The 16,873-nt window shown below is 69.2% G+C and carries 18 protein-coding genes; 8 read left to right on the top strand and 10 right to left on the bottom strand.

Annotation, left to right across the window (positions count from 1 at the left end; all coding sequences use genetic code 11):
* Position 1: 1 nt before the first annotated feature.
* From IG65_RS0113900 to sucB, 3 genes are all read right to left on the bottom strand, one after another.
* On the bottom strand, positions 2-694 hold the full coding sequence (locus tag IG65_RS0113900) for a 2OG-Fe dioxygenase family protein (RefSeq protein WP_051755990.1): 693 nt from the start codon (positions 692-694) through the stop codon (positions 2-4).
* A gap of 222 nt (positions 695-916) precedes the next feature.
* Positions 917-1,816 carry a TIGR01777 family oxidoreductase gene (locus IG65_RS0113895; RefSeq protein ID WP_030515324.1) on the bottom strand — a complete coding sequence of 300 codons (900 nt, stop codon included), beginning with the start codon at positions 1,814-1,816 and terminating at the stop codon, positions 917-919.
* A gap of 32 nt (positions 1,817-1,848) precedes the next feature.
* Positions 1,849-3,669: a 2-oxoglutarate dehydrogenase, E2 component, dihydrolipoamide succinyltransferase gene (gene sucB / locus IG65_RS0113890; RefSeq protein WP_030515323.1), complete on the bottom strand. Its 1,821-nt coding sequence runs from the start codon at positions 3,667-3,669 to the stop codon at positions 1,849-1,851.
* 411 nt (positions 3,670-4,080) lie between these two features.
* Between sucB and IG65_RS0113885 the strand changes: the two genes are divergently transcribed.
* The gene (locus IG65_RS0113885; RefSeq protein ID WP_030515322.1) at positions 4,081-4,431 is read left to right on the top strand and encodes a hypothetical protein; all 351 of its coding nucleotides are present in this window, start codon (positions 4,081-4,083) and stop codon (positions 4,429-4,431) included.
* A gap of 103 nt (positions 4,432-4,534) precedes the next feature.
* Here the strand turns inward: IG65_RS0113885 and IG65_RS0113880 are convergent, their stop codons facing one another.
* Complete coding sequence (locus IG65_RS0113880) at positions 4,535-6,043, bottom strand: leucyl aminopeptidase (RefSeq protein WP_030515321.1); 1,509 nt, start codon at positions 6,041-6,043, stop codon at positions 4,535-4,537.
* A 263-nt stretch (positions 6,044-6,306) separates the two neighbouring features.
* Between IG65_RS0113880 and IG65_RS34680 the strand changes: the two genes are divergently transcribed.
* A complete protein-coding gene (locus IG65_RS34680; protein WP_197039836.1) occupies positions 6,307-6,765 on the top strand; it encodes an RNA 2'-phosphotransferase in 459 nt (152 codons plus the stop codon).
* A gap of 60 nt (positions 6,766-6,825) precedes the next feature.
* On the opposite strand, the gene IG65_RS0113870 is transcribed toward IG65_RS34680, so the two are convergent.
* The gene (locus IG65_RS0113870) at positions 6,826-7,488 is read right to left on the bottom strand and encodes a phosphate uptake regulator PhoU (protein WP_030515320.1); all 663 of its coding nucleotides are present in this window, start codon (positions 7,486-7,488) and stop codon (positions 6,826-6,828) included.
* A 375-nt stretch (positions 7,489-7,863) separates the two neighbouring features.
* Between IG65_RS0113870 and IG65_RS0113865 the strand changes: the two genes are divergently transcribed.
* The 3 genes from IG65_RS0113865 to IG65_RS0113855 all read left to right on the top strand — a co-directional run bounded on the left by IG65_RS0113865 (position 7,864) and on the right by IG65_RS0113855 (position 10,013).
* The gene (locus IG65_RS0113865; RefSeq protein WP_030515319.1) at positions 7,864-8,706 is read left to right on the top strand and encodes a ParA family protein; all 843 of its coding nucleotides are present in this window, start codon (positions 7,864-7,866) and stop codon (positions 8,704-8,706) included.
* Positions 8,707-8,818: 112 nt separating this feature from the next.
* A complete protein-coding gene (locus IG65_RS0113860; protein WP_030515318.1) occupies positions 8,819-9,631 on the top strand; it encodes a trans-aconitate 2-methyltransferase in 813 nt (270 codons plus the stop codon).
* Positions 9,632-9,722: 91 nt separating this feature from the next.
* A complete protein-coding gene (locus IG65_RS0113855) occupies positions 9,723-10,013 on the top strand; it encodes a hypothetical protein (RefSeq protein ID WP_030515317.1) in 291 nt (96 codons plus the stop codon).
* 94 nt (positions 10,014-10,107) lie between these two features.
* Here IG65_RS0113855 and IG65_RS0113850 read toward each other — a convergent pair whose 3' ends face one another.
* Positions 10,108-10,680: a TetR/AcrR family transcriptional regulator gene (locus IG65_RS0113850; protein ID WP_030515316.1), complete on the bottom strand. Its 573-nt coding sequence runs from the start codon at positions 10,678-10,680 to the stop codon at positions 10,108-10,110.
* A gap of 82 nt (positions 10,681-10,762) precedes the next feature.
* Between IG65_RS0113850 and IG65_RS0113845 the strand changes: the two genes are divergently transcribed.
* Positions 10,763-11,449 carry an SDR family oxidoreductase gene (locus tag IG65_RS0113845; protein WP_030515315.1) on the top strand — a complete coding sequence of 229 codons (687 nt, stop codon included), beginning with the start codon at positions 10,763-10,765 and terminating at the stop codon, positions 11,447-11,449.
* Positions 11,450-11,488: 39 nt separating this feature from the next.
* On the opposite strand, the gene IG65_RS0113840 is transcribed toward IG65_RS0113845, so the two are convergent.
* The 3 genes from IG65_RS0113840 to IG65_RS0113830 all read right to left on the bottom strand — a co-directional run bounded on the left by IG65_RS0113840 (position 11,489) and on the right by IG65_RS0113830 (position 13,448).
* Positions 11,489-12,022, bottom strand: coding sequence for a dihydrofolate reductase family protein (locus IG65_RS0113840; RefSeq protein WP_030515314.1), 534 nt, complete (start codon positions 12,020-12,022; stop codon positions 11,489-11,491).
* 2 nt (positions 12,023-12,024) lie between these two features.
* The gene (locus IG65_RS0113835) at positions 12,025-12,942 is read right to left on the bottom strand and encodes a helix-turn-helix domain-containing protein (protein WP_197039835.1); all 918 of its coding nucleotides are present in this window, start codon (positions 12,940-12,942) and stop codon (positions 12,025-12,027) included.
* An 83-nt stretch (positions 12,943-13,025) separates the two neighbouring features.
* Positions 13,026-13,448: a DUF1707 domain-containing protein gene (locus IG65_RS0113830; protein ID WP_051755959.1), complete on the bottom strand. Its 423-nt coding sequence runs from the start codon at positions 13,446-13,448 to the stop codon at positions 13,026-13,028.
* A gap of 348 nt (positions 13,449-13,796) precedes the next feature.
* Between IG65_RS0113830 and IG65_RS0113825 the strand changes: the two genes are divergently transcribed.
* Positions 13,797-14,849 (top strand): mechanosensitive ion channel family protein, encoded by a 1,053-nt coding sequence (locus tag IG65_RS0113825; RefSeq protein WP_030515311.1) that lies wholly within the window; start codon positions 13,797-13,799, stop codon positions 14,847-14,849.
* Between the two features lie 19 nt (positions 14,850-14,868).
* Positions 14,869-15,723, top strand: coding sequence for a TIGR03621 family F420-dependent LLM class oxidoreductase (locus tag IG65_RS0113820; protein WP_030515310.1), 855 nt, complete (start codon positions 14,869-14,871; stop codon positions 15,721-15,723).
* 4 nt (positions 15,724-15,727) lie between these two features.
* On the opposite strand, the gene IG65_RS0113815 is transcribed toward IG65_RS0113820, so the two are convergent.
* Positions 15,728-16,858 (bottom strand): helix-turn-helix domain-containing protein, encoded by a 1,131-nt coding sequence (locus IG65_RS0113815; RefSeq protein WP_051755956.1) that lies wholly within the window; start codon positions 16,856-16,858, stop codon positions 15,728-15,730.
* Positions 16,859-16,873: the final 15 nt, after the last annotated feature.

Genomic DNA, 16,873 nt, shown 5'->3' with positions numbered 1-16,873 from the left:
CTCACCTCCTGTGCGGTCCCGGGGCGAACGTCACGACCAGGACATCGCGGTAGGCCGGCCGGCTCGGATCCACCGGAGACAGGGGCGACACGCTGTGCAGAGTGCGGCGGTCGTCGCCCAGCAGCAGATCTCCGGGCTCGCCGAGCGTCGCCGTCACCAACTGCCTGCCGTCGGTGTCGAAGACCGAACTCACCCCGCCGGTGGCGTTTCGCCGACCGACCAGCAGCGACGCGACCAGCGTGACACCGTCGCGGTGCCGGCCCTCCGGCGTGGGCAGGCCCCGCGCGTTCGCGGCGGCGACGACTCGGAAGGGGTGCACCTTCACGGTCCACTCCGGCGGGTCGTCCAGCGTCGTCGCGAATCGCCCGAGCAGCCGCAGCACAGCGCGGAAAACCGGCGCGGCGACGAACGACTCCGTCAGGGGCTCGAAGATGCGGTCTCTGCCGACATAGAGCGGATTGGTGGCCTCCGGCTGCACGAAGTATTCCTGCGAGAGCCGACGGAACTGCCCGGTCGCCGCCGAGAAGGAGAACCGGCCGTAGCGCCGCAGTCTGCGGGTTCCCCGCTCGGAGGCGTACTCGTCCGGGCACAGCGCGTCCCAGTGGGTGTGGAAATGGGCCCATGCTCGTTCGTCCACGCCGAGCCACGATGTGGTGACGGCGGCGGGCACGAGGTGAACACCATCGCGCAGCAGGGCCTGCCGGGCCGCCGCCGGGACGAGAGGCGAGCGCGTCCGCGGCCCGGGAGAAGCCTGGGGAGCCGTCTGTGCCACACCGGTCACCTTCTTCGCGCGATGACCCGCTGTCCGCCTTGCGTTGTGCGAGTGCCCGCGAGGCGCCGGACAGCGACCGAGCCGATTACGCCATTCGAGCGTACGGCGGCAGGGCCGGGGAACACCAGCGCGGATCGTGGTCGATCAGCGGTTGTCGCCGATCACCGAGGCCAGCGCCTGCCCGATGGTTTCGTGGCGGAAGGTGTAGCCCGCCTCCTCGAGCACGGTGGGAATCGCGCGCGGGCCGCGCAGGATCGCCTCCTGGGCCAGTTCGCCGACCACGGCCTGCAATGCGACGGCGGGCACGATGAACGGAGCCGGACGATGCAGCGCCCGCGCCAGGGCTCGATTGAATTCGGCATTGGTCACCGGCGCCGGGCCGACCATGTTGACCGGTCCGCGCACCGACGGATTCGTCAGCACGAACGAGATGCCGGCGACCTCGTCGTCGAGTGAGATCCACGGCTGATACTGGCGCCCGCTGCCGAGGCGCCCGCCCAGTCCGATCGAATACAGCGGCCGCAGCAGGGCGAGCATGCCACCGTGACGCGAGAGCACCACCGCGCTGCGCACCTGCACCACCCGCACCCCGGCGTCGATCGCGGGCTGGGTGGCGGCCTCCCAGTCCCGGCACAGCGTCGCCAGGAAACCCGTTCCGGCGGAATCGGATTCGGTGATCACCCGGTCGCCGGTGTCGCCGCCGTAGAAATGCACGCCGCTGGCGTTCACCAGCGTCGGCACTCCGGCGTCGACGACCGCGGTGGCCAGCACATCGGTCGGGCCGATGCGGCTGTCGCGCAACTGCTGCTTGTAGTTGCCGTTCCAGCGCCGCGCGCCGAGTCCGGCGCCGCAGAGGTTGACCACGGCATCCGCCGCTCGCAGGGCCGGTGCGGGCACCTGTGCCCGCACCGGATCCCAGCTGAACTCGTCCTCGGCCGCGGCTGGACGGCGCACCAGGCGAGCCACCTCGTGCCCGTCTCGACGCAGCGCGGCGACCAGCGCCGTCCCGACGAGTCCGGACGAACCGGCGATCACAACCTTCATGTCGTCACCGAATCGTCGTGTCGCCCAGCGATTTACAGACCGAGATCGGCCTCGAACGCGGCCTCCTCCAGCCGGTGCCTGATGGTGGTCAGGAAGCGGCCGGCGTCGGCGCCGTCGATGAGGCGATGGTCGTAGGTCAGCGGCAGGTAGCACATCGAGCGGATGCCGATGAACTCGCTGCCGTTGTCGGAGATCACCATCGGGCGCTTGACGATCGCACCCGTGCCCAGCATCGCCGACTGCGGCGGAACCAGGATCGGGGTGTCGAACAGGGCGCCCTGGCTGCCGATGTTGGTGATGGTGAACGTGCCGCCCGCCAGTTCGTCGGGCTTGAGGCCGCCGGTGCGGGCCCGGTTGGCGATATCGGCGATGGCGCGGGCCAGTCCGGCCAGCGACAGGTCACTGGCGTTGTGGATCACCGGCGACAGCAGACCCTGCTCGGTGTCGACCGCGATGCCCAGGTGCACCGAGGAGTGGTAGGTGATCTCCTTGGTGTCCTCGTTGTAGGAGGCGTTGACGTTGGGGTGCACGCCCAGCGCCTCCACGGCGGCCTTGGCGAAGAACGGCAGGAACGTCAGGTTGACGCCCTCGCGGTCGGCGAATGCGCTCTTGGCCTTGGCACGCAGCGCCGCGATCTTGGTGACGTCGACCTCGTGGGTCTGGGTCAGCTGCGCGGTGGTCTGCAGCGATTCGCGGGTCTTGGTGGCGGTGATCTGCCGGATGCGGTTGGCCTTCTGGACCGTGCCGCGCAGTGCCTGCAGCTGCGGACGGGCGCCGGCCGGAGCCGACGGCGCGGCCGGGGCGGCAGCGGCGGCCGGAGCGGCGGCGGGCTGCGGAGCGGCCGGTGCCTTGGCAGCCTCCGCCGCCGCGAGCACGTCCTGCTTACGGATGCGGCCGCCGACGCCGGAACCCTTCAGCGTCGACAGATCGACGTTGTTCTCCTGGGCCAGCTTGCGGACCAGCGGGGTGACGTAGGGCGATTCGCCGTTGCCGGATGCGGTCGACGGCGCGGCCTGGGCCGGAGCTTGCTGGGCCGGGGCCTGCTGCGCGGGCGCTTCCTGCTTGGCCGGAGCCTGCTGGGGTGCCTGCTGCTGGGCCGGAGCCTGCTGCGGTGCCTGCTGTGCGGGGGCCTGCTCGGCGGGCGCTTCCTGGGCGGGTGCCTGCTGCTGCGCGGGCGCCGGAGCCGGGGCGGGCGCGGACTGCGCGGCGGCGGGCGAGCCGCTGCCGATCACGCCGAGCTGACCGCCGACCGACACCACGTCGTCCTCGTTCGCGCTGATCTCGAGCAGCGTGCCGGCCACCGGCGACGGGATTTCGGTGTCGACCTTGTCGGTGGAGACCTCGAGCAGCGGCTCGTCGACCTCGACCTGGTCACCGACCTGCTTGAGCCAGCGGGTGACGGTGCCCTCGGTGACGGATTCGCCGAGTTCCGGCATCTTCACCGGGGTGCCGTCGGCGGCGCCGCCGGACTGTGCGGCGGGCGCGGGCTGCTGGGCGGGAGCCTCCTGCGCGGGGGCCTGCTGGGCGGGTGCTTCCTGCGCGGGCGCGGATTCCGCGGGTGCTTCCTGCGCAGGTGCTTCCTGGGCCGGGGCGGGCGCCGGCGCGGATTCCTCACCGGCATCGCCGATCACGCCCAGTTCGCCGCCGACCTCGACGACGTCGTCTTCCTGGGCCACGATCTTGGTGAGTACACCCGCTGCGGGGGACGGGATTTCGGTGTCGACCTTGTCGGTGGACACTTCGAGCAGGGGCTCGTCGACCTCGACCGTGTCTCCTTCCTGCTTCAGCCACCTGGTCACAGTGCCCTCGGTGACGCTCTCACCAAGAGCTGGCATCTGGACGGAGAAGGCCATGTCCGTTGACTCCTCTAACTGCTCGACGGGTTCACAACAGTTCGTCTCTCGGCGGGGGCGCGCCGCGGTCGCGGCGAGCACCCGACTGCCACCGAACATTCCTGTGGCACCGGAGATCCGTGCGGTTCTTGTTCCGGTTCTCCATCCTTGCACTCGCCGTTGCGATACGTACCACAGGGCGGGCGGTCGGCGGGCCCATGGCGACATCACAGCATCCGTGCCGCTGCGGAGAGCTGCCTCGATGTCGATCGTCGGGCTCGGCGTGTCTGATTCGACACCCCGCGCGAAACCGCCGGGTCGGGACACGGTGCCCACGGCGGACCTGGGCATCCGCCCGAAATGCCCGACAGCTGGCACTATCGATGGATCGGGAGCGCCCGCACCCGACATGCGAACAGGAGGTAGGCGGCCGTGGGGTTGCTCGATCGTTTCCGCGGCGGCCGCGCGGGCAGAGGCGCCGATGCCTCAGATATCCGGTATCTGGCCGACTGGGTGCGCACCCACGTGGGCGTCGAGGCGTATATCGAACCCAAGACGACAGTGACCGATGTCACAGCGATACTTATCGCCGCCGATGGGGAATGGACGCGCCGGGTCGTGGGCGAGCGCGGCGCGCGCCAATTGTCGAGCCGCTTGGGGATTCCCGTCTACGACGTGGGCCGCACCGGTTACCCGCAGCGCATGCGCGACTACGACGCCCGCAAACGCATCGAGCGCAAGCGCGCGCTGGAGGCCGATCTGCGGGATCTGTCCGCGGAGTAAGCGTCCGCGGCTCGATCCCCGCGGCGATGGTCACACGCCGACCGAGACCCCGGACGGCCACGTCCGAGCGTGCCGCCGGGGTTCTCGAATGCCTTTGTGCCGCTTATTCGCCCGCGATATCGGTCAACACGGCGACCAGCGTGCGCACGGGAACGCCGGTGCCGCCCTTGCCGATGTAGCCGAACGGCCCGCCGGTGTTGTAGGCCGGACCCGCCACATCCAGATGCGCCCACTGCACACCCTCGGGCACGAATTCCTTCAGATAGGTTCCGGCGACCAGCATGCCGCCCCAGCGGTGCGGGGACACGTTGGCCATATCGGCGACCTTCGAATTCAGGTCGGCGCGCAGTTCGCTGGGCAGCGGCATCGGCCAGCCGTTCTCGCCGACCTCCTGCGACAGCCGCGCGACCCGGTCGCGGAACTCCTCGGTGCCCATCACGCCGGGGGTGCGGGTGCCGAGTGCGACCATCTGCGCGCCGGTCAGCGTCGCGACGTCGATCAGGTAGTCCGGGTTGTCCTCGCCCGCCCGCACGATCGCGTCGGCCAGGATCAGCCGGCCCTCGGCGTCGGTGTTGATGACCTCGATCGTGGTGCCGCCGTACTGGGTGAGCACATCACCCGGACGCTGCGCGGTTGCCGAGGGCATGTTCTCGGCCATCGGCACCGTCGCGGTGACCGTGATCGGGAGCCCGAGCCGCGCCGCCACCAGAGTGGTCGCGATGACCGCCGCGGCGCCACCCATATCGGAGGTCATATTCTCCATATTGGCCGCCGGCTTGATCGAGATGCCGCCGGTGTCGAAGGTGATGCCCTTACCGATCAGGGCGACCTTCGTGTCCCCGCCGGAGTAGGTGATGCGGATCAGCCGCGGCGGGCGCGAGGAGCCCTTGCCGACGCCGACGATGCCGCCGTAACCGGCCGCCTCCAACTGCTTCTCGTCGAGGATCTCCACCTCGAGTCCGGCCGCCCGCGCCAGTTCGGCTGCGCGCTCGGCGAATTCGGCCGGGAAGAGCGCGTTCGGGGGAGTGTTGACGAAATCGCGCGCGGTCGCGACCGCCTCGGCGACGGCCTGGGCGCGGAACAGTTCCTCCTCGCCGGAATCGGCTGTGGGAACCAGGAATTCGACCCGCTGCAGCGGTTGTTCGGCCGGCTTGGGCGCGGACTTGTCGGACTTGAACGTGGTGAAGGTGTAGGCGCCGAGGTAGAAGCCCTCGGCGGCGGCGCCCAGATCCAGTCCGGACAGCGTGGTGACGGCCGTGGCGGTGCCGGCGAGCGAGCGGGCGGCCACACCGGCGGATTTGCGGATCTGCTCGGCATCCAGCGCGTCCTGTCCGCCGAGTCCGACCGCGAGCACACTGGTCGCGCCGAGCCCGTCCGGTGCCGGGATCCGGGTCAGCTCCTCGGCCTTCCCCTTCGCGCCGACGGCCAGCAGCGAGGCCAGCAACTGCTCCCGGGTGCCGGCATCGAGCACCCCGTCGAAAACGTCGGCCGCGGCGATCACGGGCCCGTCGTCGGTGGACAGAAGTCCGACCACGAGGACATCGGTATCGGGGCCGATGCTCTCGGTACGTGCCAGTTCCGGGCCGAGTGAACGATCTGCAACAGCTGTCATGCGCCCAGGTTACTGGGTGGGCTCGGAGCACCTTGGGGGGAGCGACGCGGTCGGAGACGGTGGTGCGCGGGACCACGGAGGCCGCCGCCGAGCACGACGGGAGCCCGCCGGACGGAATTCGCTGGTGCCGGTTCGCGGTGGCATGCCATTGTGGTGATGAACTATGAACGATCGAGAACTGGTGCGCTTGTCGAAGCGCCTGTCGAAATGGTTGCGGCACGATCCGGGGGGGAATCGGCCTGGAACCGGACGCGGCCGGCTGGGTGCCGGTGGAGGTCCTGCTGCGGCAGGCGAACGCTGCCGGAACCACGATCACTCGTGCCGACCTGGACGCGGTGGTCGCCCGAAACAACAAGCAGCGCTACGAATTCGACGAGAGCGGCACATCGATCCGCGCCCGGCAAGGACATTCCATTCCGGTCGAGCTCGGCTACACCGCGGTCGAACCGCCGCCGATCCTCTTCCACGGCACGGCCGAGCATCTGGTCGATGTGATCATGGCCGAGGGGCTGCGTCCGATGCGCCGGCATGCGGTCCACCTGTCGGCGGATGTGGAAACCGCACGCGCGGTGGGCGGTAGGCACGGGCGCCCGGTGGTCTTCGACGTCGCGGCCGAGCGGATGCATCGTGACGGGCAGTCGTTCTACCGCACCGGCAACGGAGTCTGGTTGGTGAATGCGGTCCTGCCGGCGTATCTCTCGCCGAGAGATTCCGCAGGCTGAGTGGGAATCGCCGGGGACTGCCTCGAGTCTCACGCGCTCCTGCCCGGGTGTGAGTTCGGCTCACTCCTCGTCGGTCTGCGCCGACAGCGGTACGCCGGTGTGGAAGAACCGGATCAGCCGCCCGATCCGCACGCAGTGTGCGGCGCAGCGCTCGAAATGGTGTGCCAGCAGGGCCGTTTCGACCGCCATCGCATTGCCGTGCTGCCAGCCGTCGTCGGCGACCGCCCGCAGCAGTTGCTGCTGAAGCTGCTCGATCGCCGGATCCGGCGGGATCAGCGTGGTGTCCGGTTCCACCTGCTGGGCCGAGATCACCGCGATGGCCGCGGCGGTGAGGTCGACCAGCGCCGCGGCCATCGCCGAGAGTTGATGCGTGATGTCCTCGGGCGCCACGGGTTCCGGGAATTTCCGCACCACGCCGTCGGCCACCCGGCTGAGCCCGCCCGCGATGCCGGACAGATCCTCCGCGATCTGGATGGCGGTCACCACATTGCGCAGATCCCGCGCGACCGGCGCCTCCAGAGCGAGCAGGATCACCGACCGGTCCTCACATTTGGCGTGCTCGGCCTGGATTCTCTCCTCCAGCGCGAACACCTCGTAGGCAGCGGTCAGATCGGCGTTCTCGATCGCCACCGCGGCGCGTTCGGCCGCCTCGTGTGCCAACCGAGCCATATGAGCGAGCTCTTCGGTGAGCGCCGCGAGTTCGGAGGAGAATTTCGTTCGCACTCTGGTATCTTCGCCGCCCACCGCGCCGAACGTGCAATATCGCAGGAAAAGTCGTCGAATATCCGCCTCGCGGGCCGGTGTCGCGCAGTGCCGCAGCGCGTGTCGATCATTAAGGTGTAGCGCACCGTGCCGACGGTTGTGCGAATGGAGGCTCTCGGGCTGGTGGAGTTACGAAGCGAGACATTATCCGGACAGCGCACGGAATCGGTCGAGGTCGTGGGTCCGCTCGACGCGGCGCAGCCGGCGAACGCGGCGACGGGCGACGAGGACGGTTTCGATTGGCTGGGCCGTACCCGGGCCGGCCGGGTGCTGCGGCTGGAACGGCCACAACGGATCTGGGAGGGCGAGCGCACGCCGGGCCGCTCGCGCCCGTACGTGGTGGCGACCTTCAACTTGAAGGGCGGGGTGGGCAAGACCACCACCACCGCCGCGCTGGCCGAAATCCTGTCCGCCGAATTCGACAAGCGGGTCCTGCTGATCGATCTGGATCCGCAGGCCAATCTCACCGCGATGATGGTCGGCGAAAACCGCTCGGTGGAACTGGATTCCGCCGGCCACACCCTGGCCGCGATCTTCGCCGCCGCGCTGGCCGGGCGGCCCGCGCCCGATGTGCGCGCGCTGATCCAGCGCGAGGTGTCGCCCATGCACGCCGTCACCACCGTCGATCTGCTGCCCGCCTCGCCGAAACTGATTGCGCTGCAGGACGAGATGCCCGCACTGCGCCACGGCGAGCCCACCGCGGTGCTGGCCCGGGCGCTGTCGGGGGTGCTCGAGGACTACGACTACGTCCTCGTCGACTGCCCGCCGAATCTCGGCCCGATCACCCAGAACGGTCTGCGGCTGTCCGACGGGTACATGATCCCCACCATCCCGGACATCATGTCCACCTACGGAATTCCGCCGGTGCAGGCGCATCTGCGCCACCTCGCCGCGCGCTGGGGCGACCCGCTGGAGGAGCTCGGGGTCGTGGTCACCAAGTACCGGCGATCGTCCGCGGTCCACCGCACCACCCTGGAGATCCTGCAGGCCAATCGCACGCTGCCGCGGCTGTTCCCGACCCGCATCCCCGACTCCAATCAGATCGCCGCCGCGGCCGCGTTCACCGACTTCGGCAGTCTGCGCAGGAAATACGGGACGGGCGGGCAGTTCCTGGCCCTGCGCGAACTGACCGCGGATTTTCTGGCGACGACGCGAATAACCCTCGCGTGGGGACGGTGAGGAGCGCAGGCAACGAGCTGGAACCCGCGAGTTTACGTCAACCACACATTGACACTCTCCTATTCGTCAACTGATAGTTGACGAACTTGTTGGCTCGTCCTAGCGTGGGCGCATGTCCTCCACCGAACCGCCCGCACCGGCGATCACGCCCGACCAGCGCCGGTCGACCGGCGAATCCTTCGGCATCGATCCGGCCCGTTACGACCGAACCCGCCCGCCGTACCCGAAAGCCGTGATCGACCGCATCGTCGCCGCGAGCCCGGGCCGGAGCTACCTGAACGCCGGCTGCGGAACCGGCATCGAAGCGCGGCAGTTCCGCGCCGCGGGTCGCACCGTGCTGGGTGTCGAACCCGACGCCCGAATGGCCGACTTCGCGCGCCGTGACGGTCTGGACGTGGAGGTGGCCCGGTTCGAGGAGTGGGATCCGGCCGGGCGCGTCTTCGACGCCGTGGTGTCCGGGACCGCGTGGCATTGGATCGATCCGATCGAGGGTGCGCGCACGGCGGCGCAGGCATTGCGTCCCGCAGGTCTGCTGGCGTTGTTCTGGCACGCCTTCGAGTTGCCGCCAGCCGTGGCCGAGGCCTTCGCCGAGGTCTACCGCCGCCTGCTCCCGGATTCGCCGTTCCGTCCGCCGACCCGCCCCGACCGGGCAGGGGATCCCTACGAGCCGATACTCGTCAACTCCACCAACGGGATTCGCGATGCCGACGGATTCGACGAGGTGCAGCGGTGGCGCTTCGATTGGGAGCGTCGCTACACCCGCGACGAGTGGCTGGACCAGATGCCCACCCAGGGCACGCTGACGCGAGCTCCGGCGGAGGTGGTGGATCAGGTGCTCGCCGGCGTCGGCGCGGCCATCGACGCGATGGGTGGCGGCTTCACGATGCCGTACGCCACCATGGTCCTCACCGCCGCCCGACTGTGAGCTGACTCACATCTCCGGTTCGGTGGAACCGCTGCGTCTCGGGAGCGTCCAAACCCATGACGGACAACACCTTTCGAGACAAGGAATCGGCATGATTCGCACTACTGCCGCACTTCTCGCCTCCGCCGCGATCGCGGGCTTCGGCCTGACGGCCGCGCAGGCGGCGGCTCCGCTCGCACCGGTACAGCATCAGGCCGTCGAACCGTCGGCCGCGCAGAACGGCTGCCCGCCGCCGCCGATCGGCCCGGACGGTCGCCCGCTGCCGCCGCCGCGGGGTGTGGACGGCAAGCCGCTGCCCCCGCCCACCGGCGCCGACGGTCAGCCGTGCCCGCCGCCGACCGGCCCCGACGGCCGTCCCTTGCCTCCGCCGCCCGGCGCCTGACGCGTAACGGCCTCGCGCGCACGACCATCACGGCCGATGCCGTGCGCGCGGGCGCACCCGGCTCCGGAGGGGAACGATCTGTCGGATGTCGTCCTCACCGCACGGCGCGCACCACGAAATCCGCCAGCTGCCGCCCCGATTCGTCGTCGAGCGGCGCATGATCGAGCAGCAGGCGATACCACAGCACGCCGTACACCACGTCGATCATCAGGTCCGGATCCATATCGGCGGCAACCTCGCCCCGTGCGATCGCGCGATCGATGATCTGCCGCAACGCATCTCGGCGGCTGAACAGAAACCGATCCCGGAAGGCCTGGGCGAACGTGGGATCCAGCAGCGCCTGCGCCATCAACCCCACCAGCACCGGCCGTTGTCCGCGCTGCCGGAACGTATCGGCCAGAAATGCGGTGAGATCCCCGGGTAGTGAGCCCGTATCGGGTACCGCGATCACCGCGGCGACCTCGGTGAGCATCGCCTCGAGCACCACATCCGCCTTCGACGGCCACCACCGGTAGATGGTCTGCTTGCCCGACCCCGCTCGCGCCGCGATGCCCTCGATCGTCAGCGCGGCATAGCCCTTCTCGCGCAACTCGGCCATCGCCGCCGAAAGGATCGCGCGCCGCCGATCCTCACTGCGCGGCCTGCCGACCTGCTTGTCGCCCGTCATGCCGCCACTTTACAAGACGCGGCGGTTCGAATTAGATTGATACGAGACGCAACGTCTAGAAACTAGAACTTGGAGGCGCGCCATGCGCATCGTCATCATGGGTGGAACCTCGGGCATCGGTCTGGCCGCCGCCGAGGCGTTCTCCGCGGCCGGCCACGAAGTCGTCGTCACCGGCCGTGACCCGGAAAAGCTTGCGGCCGTGCAGGATCGGGTCGCCGCGGCCGAGGCGGTCGACGGCACGTCCGCGGCGGAGATCGCCGCATTCTTCGAACGCATCGGCGCGTTCGATCACCTGGTCCTCGCGTTCAGCCCCGGCGCGACCGGCGCCGGACCGCTGCGCGAGGTCGCCCTCGACGACGTCCGGGCCGGATTCGACGGCAAACTGTTCGGATACCTGTCCGCGATTCAGCACGCCCGGGTCGGCGGCTCGATCACCATGGTGTCGGCGGCCAGTGCGCGGGCCGCGCTGCCGGGCACGGTGACCCTCGCGGCCGTCAACGGCGCCATCGAACGCATCGTCTCCCCGCTGGCCGCGGAACTTGCCCCGGTGCGGGTGAACGCGATCGCCCCCGGCGTGATCGATACCGCGTGGTGGTCGTTCCTGTCGCCGGAGGAGCGGGCCGCGCAGTTCCGCGGCGCCGCCGAATCCGTGCCGGCGGGCCGGGTGGGCACCCCGGCCGATGTCGCCGATGCCATCCGCTATGTCATCGACGCGGACTACGTCACCGGCACGGTGTTGCCGGTGGACGGCGGGTTCACAGTCGCATAACCGCTGGGACAACCGTGGGCCCGCCGTCCGCGGTCGCGGCTAGCGGACGAGAGTGTAACGGGCGCAGGCGAATTCGCCGTTCTGGGCAAGTTCGGTGAGCTTCAGCTCGACTCGGCGGGGCAGCAGCGGCTGTCCCGCCCCGAGCGTGATCGGCGCGATCGATACACACACCTCGTCCAGCAAACCGTGGTCGGCGAACTGCCCCGCCAGCTCGCCGCCGCCGACGATCCAGATGCTCTTGCCCGCCGCGGCCTCGGTCATCTCCTTGTGCACGACGGTGACCGGTTGCTGGGTGTACCGCACGTCGGCCCCGTCGGTGCGCGGGTCGAAGTCGCGGTGGGTGAGGACCCACGCGGGCATCGCGTACGGCCACTCCATATCGGGATGGTTGTCGAGGATCCACCGATAGGTGTTGGCGCCCATGGCGATGGCGCCGATATCGGCGATGAACGTGTCATAACCCATCGGTCCGTTGTTGTCGACCTGCCGGGTCACCAGCCAGTCCAGCCGATGGTCCGGTGTGGCGATGAATCCGTCCAGGGTGGTGGCGGTGTAGTAGACGGTGCGGGGCATGGTCATCCTCTCTTGCGCAACCACATGATCGGGTCGCCGTTGTCGTGTTCTGTTGTCTGATCAGGAAATTCGCTGTCGATCCATTGGCGCACCAGCAGTCGCCGGTAGGCCGAATAGGTGAGAACGTGGGCGATCACCGAGCCGAGGACGAAACTCTCCGGCGGTTCGCACAGGGCGTCGATCAGGGTGTCGTCCCAGCCGCTGCGGCGGTCGATGTCGCGGACGGTATCCAGCCATCGCGGCACCACCTGCTCGAATCGCCGCGTCAGCTCGGGGAGGTCGTCGCAGCCGCGGTCGGGTTGATCGGTGCCTTCGATCGAGGCCAGCCACACCTGTTTGGTCCACACCAGGGTCGCGAGGACGGTCGCGATCGACGCGTCCGGTCCGTCCCACGACAGCACCGCCGCGGTCGAACGCTGCCGCCGGTACCGATCGTCGTCCAGGCTTTTCGCCCTGTCGAGGAGTTCGCGCGTGTCCTCGACGTCGTGGTGCAGCAGCAGCGACGTCGGATCCATATCGTGTCTGCCTTTCGGTTCGCCCTCCACCCACAGCGACATCGGCGGGTGGAAATGGATCCCGTTCACCGCGGGAAGCCAACGGGTGCGGGATGCGGCCGGCGTCGCGCTGGGCGGATGTCCGTAGGCGCGGCTGTAGGCCCGGCTGAACCCCTCGACCGAGTCGTATCCGGCGGCGAAGGCGACGTCCGTCACCGCCGCCCCACCACTCAACTGCCAGGCGGCGCGTTCCAGCAGCACCCGCCGCCGCATCGCTACCGGCGACTCGCCGGTGCCGCGCGAGAATTGCCGGGAGAAGTGATAGGGCGAGACGAAGGCCCCCTGCGCCATCGCGCTGAGCGTGGTGTTGTTCTCGTCGAGAACTGAATCGAGCAGTTCCCGTAATCGGTCACGTCCGGTCGTCACACCGTTCAGTGTGGTCGGCGCGGGTTATCTCGCGCTTGACCGATCTTGCGCATGTCCGCGCGAACCGGCTCCGTGCCGTGCGTTCACACGCGGTAGTGCCGCCGGGGGCCGTATCCGGGCGGGCCGTATCCGCGGCGGTGGTGGATGAACAGGAAGAACAGCGCCGGGAAGACGAAGAACGGAATCATATGTGTGGTGGCGACGATCACCACACCGACCACCACGGCGGCCAGCAGCAGGACCGGGAACATCGGTCGTGGCCGCCGCTGCTCGCGCTGCGGGCGGGCCGGCGGGGCTGGTTGCGGACGCGGCAGGTCGGCGAACAGGACGATCAGGTCGGCGGCCGTTTTCGCGGCATAGGCGCGGCTCACGCGCTCGTCGTATTCGTCGAGCTCGAGGCGCCCGGCCGCGAAATGGTCGCCGAGCGCGGCCGCGGCCTGTTCACGTTCGGCCGTGCCGACGCGGACGCTCGGCGACCCGAACACCGCGGGGTCGAAATCGGTCATGGCAACCGCCTCACCGGGAAAACGAAATCACGATGCACCCAGCGTAGGACGGTTCGGGGAATCGTGCCTGCGCCCGCGGGCGTATCCACGGCTACGCTCCGCGACGGACCCGGCGTGTATCACCCGGCCCATGCGGTGCGTGTCAGCCTGGAGTGATCCCCGGATGAGCGAGGAAAATACCCGGAAGCCTTGCGGTGAAACACTATTCACCGCGTCGGCGCAGGTCGCGAAAGTGTCGGATTTCGCACAGCTGCGAGCGGCGGCGACCTCCGGTTTCGCTCGGTAGCGTGGCTGGAAACCCGAGAGACAGCAAGCCCGAGATACAGCCATCGCAAGGAGTTGGAAGCCTTGGAGGAGGTACTTCGACCGCTGGTGGTCTTCGCCGCGACGCTCGCGGCGACCATCGCACTCGGCGCGGTGGTCGACCGCCTGTTGAATCACGCCGCGCAGAAGCATCCCGCTAACCGACTGCCCGGTCTACTGCGTCGCGTCCACCTGCCGTTGCAGGTGTTCCTGGCGACGATCGCCCTGCATTTCACCTATCCGCTGGCAGAGATCCACCTGCGCCACGACGCCGTCGTGCTGAACATCCTCGCCGCGGTGGCGATCCTGTCCGCCGCCTGGGTGGTGATGCGCGCCGTCGACGCGGTCGCCGAGAACACGCTGGACAAGTACGCGCACCGCGCCCTCGACATCGCCAAGGTGCGGCGGCTGCATACGCAGCTGACCCTGGTCCGGCGCATCATCACCACGGTGCTGGCGATCACCACCGCCGCGGTCGCGATCCTGCTGTTGTTCCCGAATCTGCGGACCCTCGGCACCTCGCTGCTGGCCTCGGCAGGCATCATCGGCGTGATCGCCGGTGTCGCCGCGCAGTCGACGCTGGGCAATCTCGTGGCGGGCCTGCAGATCGCGTTCGGTGATTCGGTGAAGATCGGCGACACCGTCGTGGTCGAGGGGGAGTGGGGCACGGTGGAGGAGATCACGCTGTCGTTCCTCACGGTCCGTATCTGGGACGACCGCCGCCTCACCATGCCGGTCTCGTACTTCAATTCGAAACCGTACGAGAACTGGTCCAAGGGCGGCCCGCAGATCACCGGCACGGTCTTCCTCTATCTGGACACCAGCACGCCGGTCGCCGAACTACGCGAACATCTGCGCGACTATCTGCGCACCCGTGACGATTGGGACGGCCGCAGCTGGAATCTGCTGGTCACCGACAGCACCCCCTTCGGCATCCAGGTCCGCGCCTCCATGTCGGCCCGCAATGCCGACGACGTGTGGACGCTGCGCTGCGCGGTGCGCGAGGAACTGCTGGCCTGGCTGCGCACCGAGCATCCGAACGCGCTGCCGAAGGTGCCCACCAGCGTGGTCGAACGCGACCATGCGATGGCCGAGTAGCCGCCTATAGAGTCGTGGGGTGCGCGAATTCCGCTTCGGAGTCAATTTCCTCAGCCCCGGGTCCGCCGACGAGTGGGCCGCGAAATGCCGGCGGGCCGAATCCCTCGGCTACGACGTGCTGCTGGTCCCCGACCACCTGGAACTTCCGGCGCCCTTCCCGTCGGTGCTCGCCGCCGCGCAGGCCGCCGAACGCCCGCGAGTGGGCACCTTCGTCCTGAACGCCGCGTTCTGGAACCCGGTCCTGCTGGCCCGCGACGTGGTGAGCACCGCCCAGCTCACCGGCGGCCGGCTCGAACTCGGTCTCGGAACCGGTTACGTGCGGGACGAATTCGAGGAAGCCGGCATCGAATTCGGCACCCCCCGAACCCGGGTCGACCACCTCGAGAAGACCCTGACCGAACTCCGGCGGCTGCTGCCCGAACCGCGGCCCACCATCCTGCTGGGCGGCAGCGGTAACCGCATGCTGCGGCTGGCCGCCCGCCACGCCGACATCATCGCCTTCACCGGCGGCGAACCCGTCCCCGGCGCCACCGACGGCTCGATGCGCCTGTCCAGTGCCGAGACGGTCGACGAACGCGTCGCCGCGGCACGGCGTTTCGTCACCGAGTACGACCGCGATCCGGAATTCAACATCCTCGTCCAACAGGTCGTCGAAACGACCGACCGCAAGGCCGCCGCCACCGAGATCGCCGCGCAGATGGATCATTTGAGCATCGACGAGGTGCTGGACGCGCCGACCCTGCTGATCGGCACGCCCGCCGAGATGGCCGATCAGATGCGTGAACGCCGGGAACGGTACGGCTTTTCCTATGTCACCGTGCTGGAGCCGGCGATGGAGGGGTTCGCGAAGGTGATGCGGGAAGTGCGGGGCTGAGCCGCTAGTGCACGACCGACAGGTGCGGGCCGATCTGCGCCTCGCCGAGGACTTCCGCGAGAAGCCATGAGTTCCACCGCAATTCGTCGGTGAGTTCGGTACGCCCGAACCCCGCGTTGTGCGCGCGCACCACGGCCTCCGCGAGCAGGCCGGGGCCCTCGCCGGGATATTCGGCGACCGGCTCGCGGTCGTGGTGCAGGGTCCGGGTCGCTTCGATGCTGCGCATCCGAGGCGTCCGGTCCCGCACGATCCGCCTGATCACCTCGGCCGGCACACCCCACTGGCGCGCGAGCGCCGCCGGGCTGGGGAAGTGAATCGGCGACGGACACAGCCGGTCCATCTCCTCGGCGGGAACGAGCAGTTCGGCGGCGAACCGGTCGGCCTCCAGCGCCTGAGTTCGATCTCCCGGCAGCGGGCAGGGGTGCAGCAGCAGATGACCGAGTGCGCGCGCACAGGCGAACCGGTAGCCGTACACGCATTGCGTATGCCGTGCGGCCACCACGATCAGCGAGCGGCCCCAGGTGTGCGTGGCGTAGGTGCCGACCCGGGCCATGGCCGCGCTCGTCGCCGGCGCCAGAGCCACCACGATGCCGCGCGACTCGAGGGTCGCGCCGAGATGCGCCAGCGGGCCCGGAGCGATTCCCCAGTGGTCGCGAAGCAGGCGCGCGGCGTCGGCGGGTGATAGTCGCTGCTCGAGGGCGGGCAGGTCGAGCGCCGGAAACCGCATCCGGCAGCCCAGCGTGTACGCCAACTCCCAGATGTACTCCGCGAACACCACCGCCTTCGCGCGATCCGACGCCGACGCGGAACCGGGATCGTCGAAATGCACGTCCGCGGCGTCGATCCGGCACATCGGGCGCCCCGTGGCGAAGTACTCGACGGGGACTTTCAAGACCCGGGCCAGGTCGGCCGGAACGTCCGGATCGGGCTGCACGGCGCCGATCTCGTACTGTTCGACGACCGCGGCGGACAGACCTGCCGCGTCCGCGAGTTCGGCGACGGACAGTTCGGCCCAGCGACGCGCCTGGGTCAGCCGGATCGGCTCGAATGCCGACGCGACGAATCCGCCCGGCTCGCCGCTGCGGTCGGTGAGGAGTTTCAGCCCGCGTCGGTCCTGTCGACCGTCACTGTCCACCCGAATTGTTTACCG

The sequence above is a fragment of the Nocardia sp. NRRL WC-3656 genome (assembly GCF_000720265.1).
Taxonomy (GTDB): domain Bacteria; phylum Actinomycetota; class Actinomycetes; order Mycobacteriales; family Mycobacteriaceae; genus Nocardia; species Nocardia nova.
Note: the sequence above shows the minus strand (reverse complement) of the source record. Positions and strands in the feature narration are given on the sequence as shown.